General features: G+C 35.9%; 21 protein-coding genes. All 21 read left to right on the top strand.

The features are described 5' to 3' along the window. Positions 1-66 precede the first annotated feature (66 nt). The 21 genes from IGL98_RS11670 (at position 67) to deoB (ending at position 22,278) form a co-directional block, all read left to right on the top strand. Positions 67-1,395, top strand: a complete 1,329-nt coding sequence (locus IGL98_RS11670) for a DEAD/DEAH box helicase (protein WP_206843268.1) — start codon at positions 67-69, stop codon at positions 1,393-1,395. Further along, the gene (locus IGL98_RS11665) at positions 1,385-2,071 is read left to right on the top strand and encodes a ComF family protein (RefSeq protein WP_206843269.1); all 687 of its coding nucleotides are present in this window, start codon (positions 1,385-1,387) and stop codon (positions 2,069-2,071) included. Before IGL98_RS11670 ends, IGL98_RS11665 begins: the two co-directional genes overlap by 11 nt. Positions 2,072-2,208: 137 nt before the next feature. After that, entirely contained in the window at positions 2,209-2,760 is a 552-nt protein-coding gene (gene hpf, locus IGL98_RS11660) for a ribosome hibernation-promoting factor, HPF/YfiA family (protein ID WP_010760772.1), read from the top strand. 332 nt (positions 2,761-3,092) lie between these two features. Then, entirely contained in the window at positions 3,093-5,624 is a 2,532-nt protein-coding gene (secA, locus tag IGL98_RS11655; RefSeq protein WP_206843273.1) for a preprotein translocase subunit SecA, read from the top strand. Between the two features lie 79 nt (positions 5,625-5,703). Further along, positions 5,704-6,805 (top strand): peptide chain release factor 2 gene (prfB, locus tag IGL98_RS11650; protein ID WP_206843275.1). Its coding sequence is split into 2 segments (ribosomal slippage): positions 5,704-5,775 and positions 5,777-6,805, totalling 1,101 coding nucleotides; the frame shifts between segments, so codons are not numbered across the junction. Positions 6,806-6,912: 107 nt separating this feature from the next. Further along, complete coding sequence (ftsE, locus tag IGL98_RS11645) at positions 6,913-7,599, top strand: cell division ATP-binding protein FtsE (protein ID WP_010760775.1); 687 nt, start codon at positions 6,913-6,915, stop codon at positions 7,597-7,599. Then, entirely contained in the window at positions 7,592-8,476 is an 885-nt protein-coding gene (gene ftsX / locus IGL98_RS11640) for a permease-like cell division protein FtsX (RefSeq protein WP_069646698.1), read from the top strand. The genes ftsE and ftsX overlap by 8 nt, the downstream gene beginning before the upstream one ends. Positions 8,477-8,578: 102 nt before the next feature. Then, positions 8,579-10,027, top strand: coding sequence for a cardiolipin synthase (gene cls / locus IGL98_RS11635; RefSeq protein ID WP_206843277.1), 1,449 nt, complete (start codon positions 8,579-8,581; stop codon positions 10,025-10,027). 186 nt (positions 10,028-10,213) lie between these two features. Then, positions 10,214-11,068: a phosphate ABC transporter substrate-binding protein PstS gene (locus IGL98_RS11630; protein ID WP_206911442.1), complete on the top strand. Its 855-nt coding sequence runs from the start codon at positions 10,214-10,216 to the stop codon at positions 11,066-11,068. Positions 11,069-11,557: 489 nt separating this feature from the next. After that, positions 11,558-12,478 carry a phosphate ABC transporter permease subunit PstC gene (gene pstC, locus IGL98_RS11625; protein WP_206843283.1) on the top strand — a complete coding sequence of 307 codons (921 nt, stop codon included), beginning with the start codon at positions 11,558-11,560 and terminating at the stop codon, positions 12,476-12,478. Beyond that, complete coding sequence (gene pstA, locus IGL98_RS11620; protein ID WP_206843284.1) at positions 12,478-13,362, top strand: phosphate ABC transporter permease PstA; 885 nt, start codon at positions 12,478-12,480, stop codon at positions 13,360-13,362. The genes pstC and pstA overlap by 1 nt, the downstream gene beginning before the upstream one ends. Before the next feature lie 16 nt (positions 13,363-13,378). After that, the gene (gene pstB / locus IGL98_RS11615; protein ID WP_069646693.1) at positions 13,379-14,179 is read left to right on the top strand and encodes a phosphate ABC transporter ATP-binding protein PstB; all 801 of its coding nucleotides are present in this window, start codon (positions 13,379-13,381) and stop codon (positions 14,177-14,179) included. Positions 14,180-14,189: 10 nt separating this feature from the next. Next, positions 14,190-14,948 (top strand): phosphate ABC transporter ATP-binding protein PstB, encoded by a 759-nt coding sequence (pstB, locus tag IGL98_RS11610; RefSeq protein ID WP_010760782.1) that lies wholly within the window; start codon positions 14,190-14,192, stop codon positions 14,946-14,948. A gap of 18 nt (positions 14,949-14,966) precedes the next feature. Beyond that, positions 14,967-15,638, top strand: coding sequence for a phosphate signaling complex protein PhoU (phoU, locus tag IGL98_RS11605; RefSeq protein WP_206843285.1), 672 nt, complete (start codon positions 14,967-14,969; stop codon positions 15,636-15,638). 182 nt (positions 15,639-15,820) lie between these two features. Further along, on the top strand, positions 15,821-16,651 hold the full coding sequence (locus IGL98_RS11600) for an MFS transporter (RefSeq protein ID WP_242590050.1): 831 nt from the start codon (positions 15,821-15,823) through the stop codon (positions 16,649-16,651). 16 nt (positions 16,652-16,667) lie between these two features. Then, positions 16,668-17,201, top strand: coding sequence for a hypothetical protein (locus IGL98_RS11595; RefSeq protein ID WP_242590051.1), 534 nt, complete (start codon positions 16,668-16,670; stop codon positions 17,199-17,201). Between the two features lie 15 nt (positions 17,202-17,216). After that, complete coding sequence (locus tag IGL98_RS11590) at positions 17,217-17,978, top strand: tyrosine-protein phosphatase (protein WP_206843287.1); 762 nt, start codon at positions 17,217-17,219, stop codon at positions 17,976-17,978. Positions 17,979-18,048: 70 nt separating this feature from the next. Continuing rightward, complete coding sequence (locus IGL98_RS11585; RefSeq protein WP_206911443.1) at positions 18,049-18,987, top strand: sugar-binding transcriptional regulator; 939 nt, start codon at positions 18,049-18,051, stop codon at positions 18,985-18,987. Positions 18,988-19,144: 157 nt separating this feature from the next. Beyond that, a complete protein-coding gene (gene deoC / locus IGL98_RS11580) occupies positions 19,145-19,813 on the top strand; it encodes a deoxyribose-phosphate aldolase (protein ID WP_206911444.1) in 669 nt (222 codons plus the stop codon). Positions 19,814-19,882: 69 nt separating this feature from the next. Next, on the top strand, positions 19,883-21,064 hold the full coding sequence (locus tag IGL98_RS11575; RefSeq protein ID WP_206911445.1) for a NupC/NupG family nucleoside CNT transporter: 1,182 nt from the start codon (positions 19,883-19,885) through the stop codon (positions 21,062-21,064). A 32-nt stretch (positions 21,065-21,096) separates the two neighbouring features. Continuing rightward, positions 21,097-22,278: a phosphopentomutase gene (gene deoB, locus IGL98_RS11570; protein ID WP_206911446.1), complete on the top strand. Its 1,182-nt coding sequence runs from the start codon at positions 21,097-21,099 to the stop codon at positions 22,276-22,278. The last annotated feature ends 16 nt before the right edge of the window (positions 22,279-22,294 follow it).

Below are 22,294 nucleotides of genomic sequence, written 5' to 3'. Positions count from 1 at the left end.
AACGATAGAACAAATAAAGAAAAAATAGTGAATAGAAATTGCGTAATTTAATTATGGAGGGGACAAATGCAAGAATTATGGGGAAGAAAAGTCTTGAAAAAAGAAATTGAGAATATTGAAGCAGCAGAAGAACAGAGTCAAAAGCTATTGACGATGCAGGAAGTGAATGAAAAAACAATTCAATGTTTACGCTGTGGACAGGTTCAGAATAAGAGTATCGTTCAATTGGTCAATGGTCATTATTTTTGTCCAGAGTGTATTCAATTAGGCAGAGTGGATACCAGTCAGGATTTTTACCATTTACCTGAACCAAATCCTGTCAAAAGAACAGTCGATTTTGCTTGGAAAGGGCAACTCACTGATGGGCAACAGGCAGTATCAAATGATTTAGTAGCTTCAGTCAAGAAAGGCGAATCTAGAATGATTTGGGCGGTTACGGGTGCGGGTAAGACAGAAATGCTGTTTAAAGCGATTCATCATTCTTTAGAATCTGGCTATCGAGTGGCTATTGCTTCACCTAGAGTTGATGTTTGTCTGGAACTGTACCCTAGAATCCAAGCCGTTTTTCCAGATGAACCAGCGATTCTTCTTCATGGTAAGATGGAAGAACGCTATCGTTATACTAAACTTTTAGTATGCACAACCCACCAGTTATTACGCTTTTTTCAAGCATTTGATGTATTGATTATCGACGAAGTAGATGCTTTTCCTTTTGTCGATAATCCCCTGCTGCAGTATGGTGTAAATCAAGCAATCAAGAAAAATAGTTCACTTGTTTATCTCACCGCAACACCAACCAAAGAGTTAACTAAAAAAACAGCTCAAAATCAATTAAAGACTAGCATTTTACCAGCGCGTTACCATAGAAGAATCCTACCTGTTCCTAAGATGAAATGGTGTTCTCGATGGCATGAGAAAATTAAAAAAGGCAACAGTCCTAAAACGTTAGTAACCAAAATTCGTACACTAGTGACTAAAAATGATGTTTTGATTTTTTGCCCCAGTATTTCTTTGATGGAAAAGTTAAAGGAAGCAGTAGAAAAAAAATTTCCAAAAGTACCTTTAGCCTGCGTTCATTCTCAGGATCCAGAGCGGTTAGAAAAGGTCTTGAAGATGAGAAATAAGGAGTATCGAATTCTTATGACGTCGACCATACTAGAACGAGGTGTAACATTTGATGGTGTTTCCGTGATCGTTTTAGGAGCAAATCATGCTGTTTTTGCAACCTCAGCTCTTGTTCAAATTGCTGGTAGGGTCGACCGAAGAAAAGAATATACTGCAGGAGAAGTCTGGTTTTTGCATGATGGCTGTACGAAGTCTATGAAAGAAGCGATCAAGCAGATTAAAAAAATGAATACTTTAGGGATAGAACGGGGATTGATAGATGAAATGTAATTATTGTAGTCAAACGATCAGTAGAAATTTAACAATTCAGGAAATTTTTTTGCCGAAAAAAATAGTATCTGAACAATTATGTTCCAACTGTGCCAAAGAATTTCAATTACTGGAAAAAAAAGAGTGCTGTTATGGCTGTCAGCGTCCGTCAAATAGTCTGTATTGTGGGGACTGTGTGAAATGGCAACAATGTTATCCAAATTATGATTTTCATCATGAAGCTCTTTTTACCTACAATCAAGCGATGCAAGAATGGTTTGAGGAATATAAATTCAAAGGGAATTATAGACTTAGATATAGTTTCATGGATTTTTTACAGACGTACTTTAAGCAAAAAAAGAACTTTTTAGTGATTCCAATGCCGATTTCAACTGAACGAATGAAGGTCAGAGGTTTTAATCAAGTTGAAGGATTGTTGGCAGCTGCAAATATTCCATATCAGCCCTATCTTGTGCGTTTTGCAGATGGCATATCTCAAGTACAAAAAACAAGAAAAGATCGAATGAATTTAAAGCAACCTTTCAAATTAACATTAGAAGGGCAAAAAGCTGTCTTAAATCAAGACATTCTTTTAGTGGATGATATTTATACAACAGGTCGAACGATTTTCCATGCAGCCCAAGTTATTTTGGAAAATGCTCCTTCAAAACTGTATACGTTTTCTGTCGCGAGATAAAAGAATAATTAAAATAAAAAATCGACCGCAATTCTGTTGGCAAAAGTAATATAATTCGTTATAATAGAATTAAGAAGAAGGATAACAGAGTGGTCCTTTTATTCCTTCTTTAGTGGCAGATGAAAGGGGTAATCGTTATGTTTAGATATAATGTGCGTGGAGAAAACATCGAAGTTACTGAAGCAATCCGAGACTATGTAGAGAAAAAAGTTGGTAAACTAGAACGTTATTTCAGTGATTCACCTGAAGCGACTGTTCATGTAAACTTAAAAGTCTACACTGAAAAAACAGCAAAAGTCGAGGTTACTATTCCTCTACCTTATTTAGTTTTACGTGCTGAAGAAACATCACCTGATTTATATGCAAGTGTTGATTTAGTTGTAGATAAATTAGAACGACAAATTCGTAAATTTAAAACAAAAATTAACCGTAAATCTCGTGAAACTGGGATGAATACTGCTAAAGCAGCTATTTTCTTAAATGGTGAAGAAACACCTGATGAAACGCCAGAATTAGACATTGTTCGTACAAAACGTCTTTCATTAAAACCAATGGATAGTGAAGAAGCTGTTTTACAAATGAACATGTTAGGACATAACTTCTTTATCTTTGAAGATTCAGAAACAAACGGAACCAGCATTGTTTACCGTCGTAAAGATGGCAAATATGGTTTAATCGAAACAGACTAAGTTAAATGACTGAGTAAATTGTCCTTTATTTAACGAAGAATAGCTAAAAATCTCTAGTTGCTTTATGGCAATAGAGATTTTTAACAGAATTGTTATCAAAGGTCAGTTACTTTCGAATAGTCGATTTTTAAGAGACTGAAGCAGGACGGCATACGTTTTGCCGAAGTCTCTTTTACTTGTTTTAAGCATATGTACATAAAAGATGATATAATATATTATTAATATTAAGAGAAGTTATTTCCTTTCTTAGCAACTAGTGATAAAATAGAAAGGATGATTGTGCATTTAGTGCAAAAAATAAATAGAGTTTATTGAAAGGAACACTTAAAAACATGGCTAATTTTTTAAAAAAGATGATCGAAAATGATAAAAAGGAACTAAAACGCTTGGATGGTATTGCTGGACAAGTGGAATCTCACGCTTCAGCTATTGCAGCATTGAGCGATGAAGAATTAAAGGCAAAGACAGATGAGTTTAAAGCTCGCTACCAAAAAGGTGAAACGCTAGATCAATTATTACCAGAAGCTTTTGCGGTTGTCCGTGAAGCGGCGAAACGTGTCTTAGGATTGTATCCATACCGCGTTCAATTAATGGGTGGTATTGTCTTACATGATGGGAATATCCCTGAAATGAGAACTGGTGAAGGTAAAACCTTGACAGCTACAATGCCGGTTTATTTAAATGCATTGACTGGCGAAGGGGTTCATGTTGTAACGGTCAATGAATATTTAGCAACTCGTGACTCTGATGAGATGGGTGAATTGTATAATTTCTTAGGCTTAACGGTAGGTCTGAATATCAACTCAAAAACGTCAGAAGAAAAGCGTGATGCCTATAATTGTGATATTACCTATAGTACAAATAACGAATTAGGCTTTGATTATTTACGTGATAACATGGTTGTTTACCGTAACCAAATGGTACAACGTCCATTGAATTATGCGATTGTGGATGAGGTCGATTCAATCCTAATCGATGAAGCGCGTACACCGTTGATCATTTCTGGACAAGCAGAAAAATCAACTGCGCTTTATACACGTACAGATAATTTTGTTAAACGTTTAAAAGAAGAAGAAGATTACAAAATCGATGTTCAATCTAAAACAATTAGTTTAACAGAAGCGGGTATCGAAAAAGCAGAAGAAAACTTTGGTTTAGAAAACCTCTATGATATTGAAAATACAGCTTTGACTCACCATATGGATCAAGCCTTACGTGCGAATTTTATCATGCTTAGAGATATTGATTACGTTGTTCAAGAAGGTAAAGTATTGATCGTTGACCAATTTACTGGTCGTATCATGGATGGTCGCCGTTACTCAGATGGTTTACACCAAGCGATCGAAGCCAAAGAGGGCGTAGAAATCGAAGATGAAACAAAAACAATGGCAACAATTACATTCCAGAACTATTTCCGTATGTATAAGAAATTAGCTGGGATGACTGGTACTGCTAAAACGGAAGAAGAAGAATTCCGTGAAATCTACAATATTCAAGTTTTCCAAATTCCAACAAACCGTCCAATCATTCGTGATGACCGTGCAGATTTACTTTATCCAACACTGCAAAGTAAATTTAAAGCTGTTGTCCAAGACATTAAAGAACGTTACCATAATGGTCAACCAGTCTTAGTTGGTACAGTTGCTGTTGAAACTTCAGAGTTATTATCAGAGTTATTAAATAAAGAAAAAGTACCTCATGAAGTATTGAACGCCAAAAATCACTTTAAAGAAGCTGAAATCATTATGAATGCTGGTCAAAAGGGTGCGGTTACGATTGCTACTAATATGGCTGGTCGTGGTACTGATATCAAGCTTGGTCTTGGTGTTGTCGAACTAGGTGGTTTAGCTGTAATCGGTACTGAGCGTCATGAATCACGCCGTATCGATAATCAATTGCGTGGACGTGCAGGTCGTCAGGGAGATCCTGGGGTTTCTCAATTCTATCTATCACTTGAAGATGATTTGATGAAACGTTTTGGTTCAGAACGAATCAAAGCATTCTTGGATCGCATGAATATTGAAGAATCAGATGCTGTAATCCAAAGCAAAATGTTAAGTAAACAAGTAGAATCAGCTCAAAAACGTGTTGAAGGAAATAACTATGATACACGTAAGAATGTCTTGCAATATGATGATGTAATGCGTGAGCAACGTGAAGTTATCTATGCACAACGCCAAGAAGTCATCATGGAAGATACAGAGTTGACTGAAACATTACTAAATATGGTAAAACGTACAATCACTCGCGTTGTTGATAGCCATACTCAATTAGAAAAAGAAAATTGGAATCTTGATGGTATCGTTGATTTCGCTTCTTCAACATTAGTTCATGAAGACTCTATTTCTAAAGCAGATTTAGACGGCAAATCACCAGAAGAAATCAAAGAGTATTTAGTAAAACGTGCGCAAGAAGTCTATGATGTCAAAGTAGAACAATTAAATGGTCCAGAACAAATTTTGGAATTCCAAAAAGTTGTTATTCTACGTGTAGTAGATACAAAATGGACAGATCATATTGATGCAATGGATCAATTACGTCAATCAGTGGGCTTACGTGCTTACGGACAAAATAATCCATTAGTTGAATATCAAACAGAGGGCTACAATATGTTTGAAGAAATGATCGGAGCAATCGAATACGAAGTAACTCGTCTATTCATGAAATCAGAAATTCGTCAAAATGTTCAACGTGAACAAGTAGCGCAAGGGGAAGCCGTTCATCCATCAGATGAAGAAGAACCTCAAAGCAATACAAGTGCTAAAAAGCAACCAATTCATGTTGATGAAAAAATAGGCCGTAATGATCCTTGTCCATGCGGCAGTGGTAAGAAATACAAAAATTGCCACGGTAAAGGTCTTTAAAAATTGATGAAGGTGAGGCGTTCGCCTCGCCTTCATTTGTTGTGTTACAAAGTATTGAAAATGGAAGGAAGAAAATATCATGGAAAATGCTGAAATCCGAACTATTTTAGATGAAATGAATCAATCGATCACAAGCTTCAGGGGGTCTCTTTGACTTAGATCAGTTAGAAGAAGACATTGCAGAAGCTGAAAACAGAATGGCAGAGCCTGGTTTTTGGGATAATTCAGAAACGGCACAACAATTGATCAACGAAACCAATTCCTATAAAGAAAAATATCAGCAATTTCATCAATTTGCAGATGAACTAGAAGAATTGGAAATCATGAGTGAGATGCAGCAAGAAGAATACGATTCAGATACGCAAGAAGAATTGGAAGAACGTTTACTAGCTTTAAAAGAAAAGCTAAGTATTTATGAACTTTCCTTATTGTTAAACGAGCCTTATGACAAAAATAATGTTATCATGGAACTTCATCCAGGCGCTGGGGGTACTGAATCACAAGATTGGGGCAGTATGTTGCTTCGAATGTATACACGCTGGGCTGAAAGTCACGGGTTTCAAGTAGAAACATTAGATTATCAATCAGGAGACGAAGCAGGCATTAAAAGTGTTACGCTTTTAATTAAAGGATATAATGCGTATGGGTATTTAAAATCTGAAAAAGGTGTTCATCGTTTAGTACGGATTTCACCATTTGATTCAGCCAAACGTCGTCACACTTCTTTTTGTTCAGTTGATATCATGCCTGAATTGGATGGAACTGTTGAGATCGATATCAATACAGATGATTTAAAAGTTGATACCTATCGTGCCAGTGGCGCTGGGGGACAACATATTAATAAGACAGAATCAGCTGTTCGAATCACCCACATACCTACTGGAACGGTTGTTGCCAGTCAAGCGCAACGTTCACAATTAAAAAACCGAGAGCAAGCGATGGGAATGCTTAAAGCAAAACTTTATCAATTAGAAATGGATAAAAAAGCGCAGGAGGCAGCAGCTTTACGCGGTGAACAGTTGGAGATCGGCTGGGGTTCGCAAATTCGTTCGTATGTTTTCCACCCTTATTCAATGGTCAAAGACCATCGTACTAATTACGAAACGGGAAATGTACAGGCAGTAATGGATGGAGACTTAGATGGCTTCATTGATGCTTATTTGAAACAAAAATTAAATTGATCTATTCACAGAAATGAAACAAAATTGTAAACTGTTGAAAGAGCCTTGAAACAAAGTCATGTTATAATGATTGATAGTCTAGAAAACAGAGATGGAGAGAATACGCCATGATTGAAATGAAAGATGTAATGAAGAAATATTCGAATGGTACAACTGCTATCCGAAATATTTCAGTAGAAATAAAACAAGGTGAATTCGTTTATGTTGTTGGGCCTTCCGGAGCCGGAAAATCAACATTCATTAAATTGATGTACCGTGAAGAAAAAGCAACTAAGGGACGTTTAAAAGTTGCAAGTCATGATTTAATGAAAATAAAAAATGCAGAAGTTCCTTACCTTAGAAGAGAGATCGGTATTGTCTTTCAAGATTATAAATTATTAACGAAGAAGACTGTATATGAAAATGTTGCTTACGCTATGCAAGTTGTTGGACGTAAGCCAAGAGATATCAAGAAAAGAGTAATGGAAGTTCTTGATCTTGTTGGTTTAAAACATAAAGTTCGAGTGTTTCCAAGTGAACTGTCTGGTGGCGAACAACAACGTGTTTCGATTGCTCGTGCAATCGTAAATACACCTAAAGTTCTAATCGCTGATGAACCAACAGGAAATCTTGATCCAGAAAACTCATGGGAAATCATGAAACTTTTAGACCGGATCAATGCACAAGGAACAACCGTTGTTATGGCAACACATAACAGCACGATTGTAAACACGATCCGTCATCGCGTAATCGCCATCGAAAATGGCCGAATTATTCGAGACCAAGCGGAAGGAGAATATGGCTACGATGATTAGAACGTTCTTTTCTCATGTCCTAGAAAGTATCAAAAGTTTAAAACGTAATGGGTGGATGACAATTGCTTCAGCCAGTGCTGTTACGATTACTTTAGTCCTTGTTGGGATTTTTATGGCAGTAATTTTTAATGCAACAAAATTAGCAAAAGACATCGAAGAAAACGTAACAGTTTCGGTTTTCGTTGACATCGGTACAACACCAGATGAAATGCAAAAACTAGAAAAAGAACTAAACAAAATAGACAATGTTGAAACAATTTCATATTCAAACAAAGATAAGCAATTAAAGAAAATCCAAAAACAAATGGGTGAAGCTTGGAACTTATTTGAAGGTGACAGTAATCCATTGTACGATGTGTATTATGTAAGTGCAAAAGAACCATCAGATACAAAGGAAATCTCAGCGAAAGCCGCAAAACTGCCGAATGTATTTAAAGCAGATTATGGTGGTGTTTCTTCAGATAAGATTTTCAGTATTGCAGGTAAAGTTAGAACATGGGGATTGGGTGCCGCAATTTTACTATTGTTTGTCGCAGTTTTCTTGATTTCTAACACGATTCGTATTACGATTCTTTCTCGTCAAAGAGAAATTCAAATCATGCGTTTGGTAGGAGCAAAAAATGGGTATATTCGTTGGCCATTCTTTATAGAAGGTGCTTGGATTGGTTTAATAGGATCAATTATTCCAATTTTAGTGTTAACGTTTGGTTATCAAAAATTCTATACCTTGTTCAACCCGCAGTTGCTAAGTTCAAATTATTCACTATTAAAACCTGAATCTTTTGTTTGGCAAATCGATTTACTAATGATCGTTATTGGAATGACGATAGGATCACTTGGATCGATCATCTCAATGCGTCGTTTCTTAAAAATTTAGTGAAGCCAAAGCAGACATTTTTGTCTGCTTTTTCTTTACTTATTTTCATAAGTTGGTTATGCTTTACTGGGGATGTATGAGTGAAGTGATTGGGGTGCGTAAATGAAATTTTTATATGATAATTTATTTGTTATTATTTTTATTGCTAATATGCTATTATCGTTAGTTATTGTTTTTCGAGAACGGAAACAAACAGCTCAGACATGGTCTTGGCTTTTGGTATTGATGTTTATTCCTGTTTTGGGCTTTATCCTTTATATTTTCTTAGGTCGAGGTATCTCAAAAGATAAGATATTTGATATGAAAATGCAGGCTAAAATCGGGATGAATGCTGAAATAGAATTTGAGAAACAATCATTATTAAGAGGGTTATTTCCCCATCCACCAACAGGAGAAGTGGATTCAAAGCAGTTGATTTATATGTTGACCATTTTTGAAAGCTCATTATATACAACAAATAATGAGGTACGTTTGTATACAGATGGACGGGAGAAATTTGACGGCTTAATCGAAGACATTCGACAAGCTAAAGATCATGTTCATATGGAATATTACATTTATCGTGGCGATACTTTAGGAAAAGAAATTCGACAAGAATTGATCAATGCCGTGAAAAGGGGCGTAAAAGTTCGCTTGCTTTTAGATGCTTGGGGTTCAACACAAGTAAATATGAAATTTTTTGAAGAACTAAAGAAAATTGGTGGAGAAATTGCGTTTTTCTTTCCATTATTTGTTCCCTATTTAAATCCAAGAATCAATTATCGGAATCACCGAAAAATTGTGGTGATTGATGGGAAAATTGGCTATACAGGTGGATTTAATGTTGGAAATGAATATCTTGGTCAAGTTAAAAAATTTGGTTATTGGCGAGACAATCATTTACGGATTCATGGCGAGGCTGTTTATAGCCTACAAAATCGTTTTTTGATGGATTGGAATTCGCAACATCGAAAAGAATTAAGCTACGATGCTGCTTATTTTCCACCCATTTATTCTGATGGAAAAAAAGCAGTTCAAGTGGTGACTAGCGGTCCAGATTCAGAGCATGAACAAATCAAGATGACGTATTTAAAGATGATTTCAATTGCCAAAAAAGAAATATTAATCCAAACGCCATATTATATACCGGATGCCTCAATTCATGAAGCGTTAAAATTAGCCTTATTATCAGGTGTAAAAGTGCGAATGCAAATACCCAATAAACCAGATCATATGCTTGTCTATTGGGCGACATACTCATTTTCAGCGGAACTATTAGAGTATGGCGCGATTATCGAAACCTATGAACATGGATTTATTCATGCTAAAACAATGATCATAGATGGTGGAATTGTGTCTGTCGGGTCAGCAAATATTGACGTTCGTTCGTTTCGACTTGATTTTGAAGTCAATACAATTATTTATGATCAAAAATTTTCAAAAGAAGTGCGAAATGCTTTTTACGAGGATTCTAAAGTATCTGAACTGTTAACAGAAGAAAAATACCGCAATCGTGGTGTACTCATCAAATTGAAAGAAGGCTTAGCTCGTCTAATTTCACCATTATTATAAATTAGTGCAAAAAGTGCAATCTGGAGAATCAGTTGTACTTTTTGCTTTGTCTTTTTTTGCTTTTTAAGAGTTCAATCTGTTATTTTATTCTAAAAAAATACCGATTGCAGAAACTTATAATTTTCAACTGAAACAGTTAATGTTAAAATGAATTGATTGAATTGAGTTTGGAGGATTATCAGATAAATGAAAAAGAAAATGCTATTATTTTTTAGTCTAATTGGAGTACTAACTTTATCAGGTTGCGCTAAGTGGATCGATCGAGGTGAATCGATCACAGCAGTCGGCTCATCAGCATTACAACCTTTAGTTGAAACTGCGGCTGAGGAGTTTCAAAATCAAAATCCAGGACGTTTCGTTAATGTTCAAGGAGGCGGAAGCGGTACAGGGTTGAGCCAAGTTCAGTCTGGTGCAGTGGATATTGGAAACTCGGATTTGTTTGCCGAAGAGAAAAAGGGAATTGACGCATCTAAATTGACAGATCATAAGGTTGCTGTAGCAGGAATTACACCAATCGTTAACAAGAATGTTGGCGTATCAGATATTTCATTAGAAAATCTTAGAAAAATCTTTCTAGGTGAAATAACGAACTGGAAAGAAATCGGTGGAAAAGATATTCCTATCGTTATGCTGAATCGTGCTGCAGGAAGTGGTACACGTGTGACTTTCGAACGTTGGGTATTAGATGGTAAAACTGCGATCCAAGCCCAAGAGCAAGACTCAAGTGGAATGGTACGCTCCATTGTTGCTGATACGCCAGGAGCAATTAGTTATACTGCTTTTTCTTATGTTAATGACGAAGTTAACACATTAAGTATTGATGGTGTAAAACCAACTGACGACAATGTTATAACGAATAAATGGACAATTTGGTCATATGAACATATGTATACATTAGGAAAACCAAAGCAATTGACGGATGAATTTTTGGAATTTATGTTATCAGATGATGTTCAGGAAAAAATCATCGCTCAATTAGGGTATATTCCTGTTTCTAAAATGGAAGTAGAACGGGATTGGCAGGGAAATCTTATCAAATAATCGACCTTTACACAAAATTTACAAAGTTAACATAAGATTTACATGTTATTAAACACAAATTTATGTTAAAAAGTTACACTGATTTTATTATGGAAAGTGTTGAGCATGTTGCGGATTTATTTGGGGAAGATAGAATATGAAATTGGTCATAATTGCCATCCTCATATTTTCCTAGCAGAGCTAAGTGAACATAATGCTGTCTAGCTGCACGAGCTCGTTACGCTTTTAATGCTATCTAGCTTCACGGGCTAGCTCTTCGGAAAAAAGATAAAAATAGAATGTGACAAAAAGCGTCACAGTCTATTTTTCCTATTTTTCTGTCAGAGCTTAGCGAGCCCGTTACGCTTTTAATGCTATCTAGCTTCGCAGGCTAGCTCTTCGGGAAAAAGATAAAAACTGAGTGAGGTAAAAAGCACCTCAATCATTTTTCCTATTTTCCTGTCAGAACTGAACGAGCCTGCTGCGCTTTTAAAATAAGGAGGAATTTTCTTGGAAGATGTGCAGAAGAAATTGTTAACAAAATCAAAGCGCGCAAAAATGGAACAACGAGGAAAATTTATTAGTTTTCTTTGTATCGCTTTGATTGTTTTGGTTGTTTTATCGATCTTTTATTTTGTGGCAAGTAAAGGTTTAGCGACTTTTTTTACAAATAAAATTAAAGTATCCGACTTTTTATTCGGGACAAATTGGAATCCAAGTGAAACAGGAACAGATGGTAAACCAATGGTAGGCGCTTTGCCAATGATTGCGGGCTCTTTTATCGTAACATTCTTATCTGCAATCATCGCAACACCTTTTGCGATTGGTGCAGCTGTGTTTATGACAGAGATTTCACCTAAAAAAGGTTCAAAAATTTTACAACCAGTTATTGAACTATTAGTTGGGATTCCATCAGTTGTTTATGGTTTTATTGGATTATCTGTGATCGTACCTTTTATTCGTTCGATTTTTGGTGGTACAGGTTTTGGGATATTGGCTGGGACATTTGTCCTATTTGTCATGATCTTACCAACCGTTACAACGATGACAGTGGATGCGTTAAAGTCAGTTCCTCGTCATTATCGTGAAGCATCGTTAGCACTAGGTGCGACGCGCTGGCAAACAATTTACAAAGTTGTTTTACGAGCTGCGGTGCCTGGGATTTTAACAGCGGTCGTTTTTGGAATGGCACGTGCCTTCGGTGAAGCTTTAGCGATTCAAATGGTTATCGGAAATGCAGCAATCATGCCATCAAGTTTAACGACTCCAGCATCAACGTTAACAAGTATTTTAACGATGGGGATCGGAAATACAATTATGGGAACAGTCGAAAACAATGTGCTGTGGTCACTGGCGTTGATCCTATTGTTGATGTCATTATTCTTTAATATTATTATTCGAATCATTGGTAGGAAAGGGGCCTTGAAATAATGAATGCAAAAAAAGCAGATAAATTTGCAACAGGCGTCTTATATGCTATTTCAGGCGTGATTGTCTTGATTTTGGCAGCACTGCTCCTTTATATTTTAATTCGTGGTATTCCGCATATTTCTTGGGACTTTTTAACAAAACCTTCCAAAGCCTACCAAGCAGGCGGCGGTATCGGCATTCAATTATTTAACTCGCTATACTTATTATTGATCACGATGCTGATTAGTTTTCCTATTTCGTTGGGTGCAGGTATTTATTTATCTGAGTATGCGAAGAAAAACTGGGTAACAGATGTAATCCGCACTTCCATCGAAATTTTAAGCTCACTTCCGTCAGTAGTCGTTGGTTTGTTTGGTTTCTTGATTTTTGTAGTGCAGCTTGGTTATGGTTTTTCAATTATTTCAGGAGCACTGGCATTAACATTTTTCAATCTGCCTTTATTGACAAGAAATGTTGAAGAATCGTTAAAAGCCGTTCATTATACACAACGAGAAGCAGGCTTGTCTTTAGGCTTATCTCGTTGGGAAACGGTATTAAAAGTAGTTGTTCCAGAAGCTTTACCAGGTATTTTAACAGGAGTGATCTTGAGTTCAGGAAGAATTTTCGGTGAAGCGGCTGCTTTGATTTATACTGCAGGACAAAGTGCACCAGCATTAGATTTCAGTAATTGGAATCCGCTAAGTGTATCAAGTCCAATCAGTATTTTCCGTCAAGCTGAAACGTTAGCTGTTCATATTTGGAAAATCAATACAGAAGGCACAATGCCAGATGGTGCTGCTGTTTCTGCGGGTGCTTCTGCTGTTCTGATTTTAGTCGTTTTACTCTTTAATTTCGGCGCACGTTTTATCGGAAACAGATTATATAAAAGAATGACATCAGCCTAATGTTAGGGGAATCAGAATGAAAGAATATAATTTAAACGACACAAATATCATAAAACTACCAGAACCAATTGCTTTGCATACCGATGATCTACATGTTTGGTATGGTGATAATGAAGCCATCAAAGGTGTGGATCTAGAGTTTGAGAAAAATAAAATCACTGCCTTGATCGGACCATCTGGTTGCGGCAAATCGACGTATTTACGTTCTTTGAATCGGATGAACGATGGGATCGCTAATACCAAAGTAACTGGGAATATCATGTATAAGGATGTAAATGTGAATACCAAAGAAGTCGATGTTTATGAAATGCGTAAACGAATCGGTATGGTATTTCAACGTCCTAATCCATTCAGTAAATCGATCTATGAGAATATCACATTTGCTTTAAAACAACATGGTGAAAAAGATAAGAAAAAGCTAGATGAAATTGTTGAAACGAGTTTAAAACAAGCAGCGCTTTGGGAACAAGTCAAAGATAATTTAGACAAAAGTGCATTAGCGTTGTCTGGTGGTCAACAGCAGCGTTTATGCATTGCCAGAGCTATCGCCATGAAGCCGGATATTTTACTTTTAGATGAACCAGCTAGTGCTTTAGATCCGATTTCAACTGGGAAAGTCGAAGAAACATTAGTGAATTTAAAAGATGATTATACGATCATTATCGTAACCCATAATATGCAGCAAGCTGCCCGTATCAGTGATTACACCGCCTTTTTCTACTTAGGTAAAGTGATCGAATACGATGAAACAAGAAAAATCTTTACACGACCAAAAATTCAAGCGACAGAAGACTACGTTTCTGGACATTTTGGTTAGGAGGAGCAAGATGACAAAAGAAATTATTTCATCAAAAGATTTGCATTTATATTACGGTAAAAAAGAAGCCTTAAAGGGGATCGACTTGAGCATCAATCAAGGGGAAATCACTGCTATGATCGGACCATCTGGTTGTGGGAAATCGACGTATCTACGTTCATTGAATCGAATGAATGATTTGATTCCAGGCGTGACAATCACAGGAAGTGTGGTATACAAAGGCAAAGATATTTATGGTCCGAAAACAGATATCGTAGATTTACGTAAAGAAATCGGTATGGTATTTCAACAACCAAATCCTTTCCCATTTTCAATCTATGAAAATGTGATTTATGGCTTACGTTTAAAAGGTGAGAAGGATAAACAAGTTCTAGATGAAGCGGTAGAAAACAGTTTAAAAGCAGCGTCTGTTTGGGAAGATGTGAAAGATAAACTGCATAAAAGTGCCTTGTCTTTATCAGGCGGACAACAACAACGTGTCTGTATCGCTCGTGTTTTGGCGGTTGATCCTGAAATTATTTTATTGGATGAACCTACAAGTGCACTTGATCCAGTTTCAAGTGGTAAAATCGAGAATATGCTTTTAACACTGAAAGAAAAGTATACGATGATCATGGTGACCCACAATATGTCTCAAGCTTCACGGATTTCTGATAAAACAGCTTTCTTTTTGCAAGGCGAATTGATAGAATTTAATGATACGAAGAAGATATTCCTGAATCCTAAAGAAAAACAAACAGAAGATTATATTTCTGGAAAATTTGGTTAAAAAAAAGGAGGAACACACATGTTGCGCAGTCAATTTGAAGAAGAACTATTAAATCTTCATAATCAATTTTATGAAATGGGCATGATGGTAAGTAATGTGGTACATAAATCTGTACGTGCTTATATCAATCACGATAAAAAAATAGCTCAAGAAGTTATTGATTACGATGTAGAAATCAATGATATGGAAGTCAAACTGGAAAAGAAAAGCTTTGAAATGATCGCTTTACAACAGCCGGTAACGACTGATTTAAGAATGATTATCACCGTTATGAAAGCTAGTTCTGATTTAGAAAGAATGGCAGATCATGCTGTATCGATCGCAAAATCAACGATTCGACTAAAGGGTGAGACAAGAATTCCTGAAATTGAAAAAGAAATTTCTGACATGTCTGACTACGTGAAGAAAATGGTAGATAATGTGCTGATTGCATACGTAAAAACTGATCAAAAAGATGCTAGAATGATCGCTAAAATGGATACTCGTGTGAATGAGTACTTTGACAGTATTTATAGCCACTCAATCAAGGCAATGCAGTCAAATCCAGAAACTGTTATTAGCGGAACGGATTATCTTCATGTGGCAACATATTTAGAACGTATTGGGGATTATGTGACAAATATCTGTGAATGGATTGTCTATCTTGCAACAGGTAAAATCACAGAATTAAACAGTAATCACGATGAATAAAAAGTAAAAAAGTACCTTCGATAAATTGTCGAGGGTATTTTTTTATAAAAAAGCTGGAAAACAAAGATCATCATTTTGAACAAAATTTCATTAATGTATTTACATTATTTCATACAAGATGTATCATACAATTATATTGGAAAGCGCTAACCATTATAATTATTTTGTTTGAGGTGAAAAATTTGGAAGAAATAAATAGTCAAGTGGGTAATACAAATCAGCTAACGATCGCTGAACAAAGAAAAAGATGGTTTAAAGAATTTATGAAACCGTTCTTAGTTGTAGTAGTTATCTACATCACGATGTATATGATACGAAATAACTTTAAGGCAGCTCAGCCATTATTGAAAAGTCAACTAGGTCTTACGACAACAGATCTAGGGTACATTGGTTTTGTGTTTTCGATTGTTTATGGATTTGGTAAATTTATTGTTGGTTACATTGTAGATGGTAAAAACACAAAGAAAATCTTGTCCATCTTGTTGTTATTATCTTCGATCACTGTTTTATGTTTGGGATTATTATTTACGATGAATAATGTGCCAATGGGGTGGATCATTGTTTTATGGTCGTTAAATGGATTATCTCAATGTGTAGGCGGACCAAGTAGTGCTTCTGTTATCACACAATGGACAACAAGAAATAATCGTGGGAGATATATTGGTTTATGGAATGCTTCTCACAATATCGGTGGTGGTTTTGCAGGGATTTTTGCAGTTTGGTGTGCAACGACATTCTTCAAAGGACAAGTCGCAGGGATGTTTATTATTCCAGCAATCGTCGCAGCAATCGTTGCTGTAGTGACATTTTTTATCGGTAAAAACAGACCAGAAGATCTGGGCTGGAATTCAAGTGAAGAGATTTTTGGTGAACCGATTGAAGAGGCAAATGTGGATGCTGAAAATTTAACGAAATGGGAAATTTTTAAAAAGTATTTATTAACGAATCCGTATATTTGGATTTTATGTGTAGCAAACGTTTTTCGTCTATATTGTTCGCATTGGGATCGATAATTGGGCACCATTATACGTGACAGAACATCTTAACTTTTCACAAGAAGCAGCAGCTCAAACGATTTTCTATTTTGAAATGGGTGCTTTAGTTGGTTGCTTAGCTTGGGGGTATATCTCTGATCTACTTAAAGGACGTCCAGCTTTGGTCGCTACAATCAGCACTTTTTTATTGCCAATTGGTATTATTGGTTACCAACTTGGTACGACAGAACTTGTGATCAATGTCTCACTATTTATGTTAGGTATGATGGTTTTTGGTCCACAACTATTGATCAATTTATCTATGTTAGGATTTGTGCCAAAAAAAGCAACGGTTGTTTCAGGAGGATTGTTGGGCGCCTTTGCCTATTTATTCGGTGATTCAATGGCCAAAATTTTATTAGCTAAAATTTCTGATCCGTCTAAAAATGGTGTGAATTTCTTTGGTCACGTGCTGCATGGTTGGAACGATACATTTATTATTTTCTATATTTCAATTGTAATTATTGTGGTTCTTTTGGGAAGTGTAGCATTGGCAGAAGAAAAAAGAAGAAAAAAAGTAAACGGATAAAGGTGGAATAACTATATGAATACACAAATTACGAATTTTAGAGATTTAGGCGGCATTAAAAATAAAGAAGGAAAAACAGTTAAACCAAAGAGATTACTACGTTCAGGTCATTTAGTCAATTTAAACAAAAAAACACAAACAAAATTGATCGATACTTTTAATTTAACAAGAATCATTGATTTTAGACGTGAGTTTGAAATCAGTGAGTCACCAGACACACCAATCGAGGATGTGGAATATATCAATTTAGATTTACTTGGGAAAATGAACGCTAAAAATTCGAGTTTAGCTGATTTTTCTAAGTTAAAGTCGATTGAAGCTGTTGATAAGCATATGCTAGGTGTTTATGAAGATTTAATTTTAAATCCAGGCGCACAAGAAGGCTTTACAGAATTTATGGACTATATCTTAGCGAATAAAAACGGATCAACGATTTTCCACTGTTTTGCTGGGAAAGACCGTACAGGCTACGCTTCAGCTTTATTATTATTATTGCTAGATGTAGAAAAAGAAGAGATTTATAAAGATTTCCTAGTAACAAATACAGAAAGAAAAAAAGCAAATGATGAACTGATTCAGAACTATAGAGAGCAAGGCTTTAGTGAAGAACACTTGGAATCTTTAGCAACAGCGCTTTATGTAAAAGAAGATTATTTGGATCATGCATTCCATTTAATTGAGAAACATTTTGGTACCGCAGAAAAGTATGCAGCGGAATGTTTAAACTTTGACAAAGAAAAAGTTGAAGAATTTAGACGTATTTATTTAATTAACTAACGTAGTGTGGTTTGTTTTCCTAATTTTTTCTTGCTATAATTGAAGAAAATGAAAAGAACGGACTATAAATATGGATAAACAAAAACAACAACTTAGTATTGAAGCGGCTAGATTGTATTATCAATCCGGTCTAGGTCAGCAGGAAATTGCAAAAAAATTAGAGCTTTCCCGTCCAACCATTTCTAGATTGCTGAATTATGCTAAGGAAAAGGGCTTTGTCCAGATTACGATCTCAGATCCTTTTTCCGATTTGTTTGAGCTTGAAAAACAACTCAAAGAAAAATATGACTTGTTAGAAGTACATGTTGTATTTTCACCTGAAACAAATTATCAGGTAATCACAGAGTATCTGACGTCTTATGCAGCTGAGTATCTGGAAGAAACGATTAAAAATGGTGATATTTTGGGCGTTAGTTGGGGAACGACGATGTATGAAGTGGCAAGAAAACTTAACACTCAGGAAAGAGTTGGCGTAGAAATTGTTCAACTGAAGGGTGGAATCAGCCATTCTAATGTGAATACATACGCCAACGAAACGTTGACGTTATTTGAAAAAGCCTTTCAGACTGTTGCCGTGCAACTACCGTTACCAGTTATTTTTGACAATGCAGAAGTTAAAAAAATGGTGGAACAAGATCGCCATATCCAAAAAATCATCACAAAAGGGAAAGAAGCCAATATTGCGCTATTTACAGTGGGAACTGTTAGAGATGAAGCGTTGTTATTTCGTTTAGGTTATTTTAGTGATGAGGAGGAAGAGCTTCTTAAAGAACAAGCAGTTGGTGATATTTGTTCTCGTTTTTTTGACAGTAATGGTGAAATTTGCAGCCAGAAGATCAACGAACGGACGATTGGCATCGAATTATCTGATCTAAGAGAAAAAGAAAAAGCGATTTTAGTTGCTGGTGGTTCTCGAAAAATCGAAGCGATTGATGGCGCTTTGGCAGGAAAGTATGCCAATTTATTAATCATTGATCAAACTGCTGCTGAAGGATTATTGAAACTATAAAAAGTAATGAAAAAAGATGAGGCTGGGATGTGACTTGTAGAGTTATGTCCTAGCTTCATCTTATTTTTATCTGAAAATGAACATAATTTCATGATAGTGTTTACAAATGTTCTTGTCGAGTGTATAATACATTTATCAAAACTAAAGGAGAGTTATAATGACTATTGAAAAAATGATTGACCATACAGCATTAAAACCTGAAACGACAAAGGATATGATTGTAAAACTTTGTCAAGAAGCAAAAGAATATCAATTTGCTTCCGTTTGTGTGAATCCGTATTGGGTTAAATTATCTAGTACTGAATTAAAAGGATCTGGCGTCGATGTTTGTACCGTGATTGGATTTCCTTTAGGAGCAAATACTTCTGAAACTAAGGCTTTTGAAACAAAAAATGCTATTGCTAATGGTGCTACAGAAGTTGACATGGTAATCAATGTAGGTGCCTTGAAATCTGGTGATTTAGAGACAGTTGAAGCAGATATCCGCGCAGTTGTAGAAGCATCAGGAAATGTTCTTGTAAAAGTGATTCTAGAAACATGTTTGCTTACAAAAGAAGAAATCGTAACAGTTTCTGAATTGTCAGTCAAAGCAGGCGCAGATTTTGTTAAAACATCAACTGGTTTTTCAACTGGTGGCGCAACAACAGAAGATATTGCCTTAATGAGAAAAACAGTAGGACCTGATGTTGGGGTTAAAGCTTCTGGTGGTGTTCGTACAAAAGAAGAAGTATTAGCAATGATCGAAGCAGGTGCGTCAAGAATTGGTGCAAGTGCAGGCGTTTCAATCGTTTCTGGCGACACATCAGATCAAGGTAACGGCTACTAAAAGTAAATAAAGTAAGCAATATGCTTACTTTTACAAGTTAATGTAAACGAGTTCAATTGGAGGATAAGGATGAAATATTTAATTGGTTGTCTAGGTTTGTTGTTTTTTATTGGATTGGCATGGTTAACGAGTAATGATCGCAAGAAGGTTAAATTTAGGCCGATTATCATTATGTTGGCTTTGCAATTTATTTTAGGGTTTGTATTGTTAAATACAAGTGTTGGTAATTTCGTTATAGAAGGAATTGCCAAAGGATTTGATAATTTACTACAATACGCGGCTGAAGGTGTGAATTTTGTTTTTGGAGGTTTGATTAACCCAGATGAAACTTCATTTTTTATTGGTGTTTTATTACCGATCGTTTTCATTTCTGCGTTGATTGGAATTTTACAATACTTTAAAATTCTTCCTTTTATTGTGAAGTACATCGGTCTTGCTTTAAGTAAGGTAAACGGCATGGGGAAATTAGAATCATATAATGCGGTTGCCTCAGCCATTTTAGGTCAATCAGAAGTATTTATTTCTGTGAAAAAACAACTAGGTCTGTTACCAAAACATCGATTATATACTTTATGCGCATCAGCGATGTCAACTGTATCTATGGCGATTATAGGTTCATATATGTTTCTATTAAAACCACAATACGTCGTGACAGCTATCGTTTTAAATCTATTCGGAGGATTTATCATCACATCTGTGATCAATCCGTATGAAGTAACAGAAGAAGAAGATGTTTTAGAAGTAAAAGATGAAAAAGAGCAATCCTTTTTTGAAATGTTAGGTGAATACATCATGGATGGATTCCACGTAGCGATTACAGTTGCTGCGATGTTGATTGGATTTGTGGCAGTTATTACGATGATCAACGCAATTTTTAAAGGAATTTTTGGAATTTCATTCCAAGATATTATCGGCTATTTAGTGGCGCCATTTGCATTCTTAATGGGTATACCAGCAAATGAGATCGTAGATGCTGGAAGTATTATGGCGACTAAACTAGTTTCAAATGAGTTTGTCGCAATGACGAACTTAACATCAAGTTCGATAGAATTCACTGGTAGAACAACCGCAATTATTTCCGTTTTCTTGGTTTCTTTTGCAAACTTTTCTTCAATCGGTATCATATCAGGTGCTGTAAAAAGCCTGAACGAAGAACAAGGAAATGTTGTCGCACGTTTTGGTATAAAATTATTATTCGGCGCAACGTTAGTGAGTTGTTTAACAGCGACGATCATCGGATTACTTTATTAATTTTTTAAGTTTAACTGATGAGGTGAAAAGAAATGAAAGAATTTAAAAGGATACATGTTGTTGTAATGGACTCAGTAGGAATAGATGAAGCACCTGATGCAAATGACTTTGATGATTTTGATGTAGATACGCTAGGCCATATTGCTAGAGAGGTGAATGGGCTGAACTTGCCAAACATGGAAGCTTTAGGTTTGTCTAACATTAAAGAGATTGCTGGTGTAGAAAAAGTAAAAGTGCCTATGGGCTATCATACGAAAATGCAAGAAACGTCTGCTGGAAAAGACACAATGACTGGTCACTGGGAACTTATGGGATTGTATATTGATAAACCCTTTAGAGTTTTTCCAGATGGATTTCCAGATGAGCTTCTTGAAAAGATTAAAATGTTCTCTAAAAGAGACATTATCGGCAACAAAGCCGCAAGCGGGACAGAAATCCTTGAAGAACTAGGCGAAGAACAACTTAAGACAGGTGCGTTGATTGTTTATACTTCTGCAGATTCTGTTTTACAAATTGCAGCAAATGAAGAAATTATTCCGCTGGAAGAATTGTACCGTATTTGTGAATACGCTCGGGAAATTACGAGAGACGAGCCATATATGCTTGGTCGTATTATCGCTAGACCTTTTGTAGGCACATCTAAAGAAACGTTTAAACGTACGGCTAACCGCCATGATTATGCCTTAAAGCCTTTTGATAAAACTGTGATGGATACACTAAAAGAGAGTGGCTTAGATTCAATCGCTCTAGGAAAAATATCCGACATTTTTGATGGTGAAGGGGTTACTCAAAGTATTCGTACAGTTTCAAATATGGATGGTATGGATAAATTTATAGAATTACTGGATAAAGAATTCCGTGGCATGAGTTTTTTAAACCTAGTCGATTTCGACGCAGTGTTTGGGCATCGCAGAGATCCTTTAGGCTATGGACAAGCATTGCAGGAATTTGATCAACGTTTGCCGGAGGTTTTTGCTAAGTTAAAAGAGGATGATTTATTAATTATTACAGCAGATCATGGAAATGATCCTACGTACAAAGGAACAGATCATACTAGGGAGTTTGTACCATTATTAGTCTATTCTAAGCGTTTCGCACATGGAAGTGAATTAAGTATAAGAAAAACATTTTCTGATATTGGTGCAACAGTTGCGGATAATTTCAAGGTAGGCATGCCAGAATATGGTACCAGTTTCTTAGGAGATTTAAAATAAAAAAAAGGAATGGTGA

Origin of the sequence: Enterococcus sp. DIV0840 (genome assembly GCF_050527835.1) — a bacterium.
GTDB lineage: Bacteria > Bacillota > Bacilli > Lactobacillales > Enterococcaceae > Enterococcus_L > Enterococcus_L ureasiticus.
The sequence above is the reverse complement of the archived record's forward strand: the minus strand, read 5'-3'. Positions and strand labels throughout refer to the sequence as shown.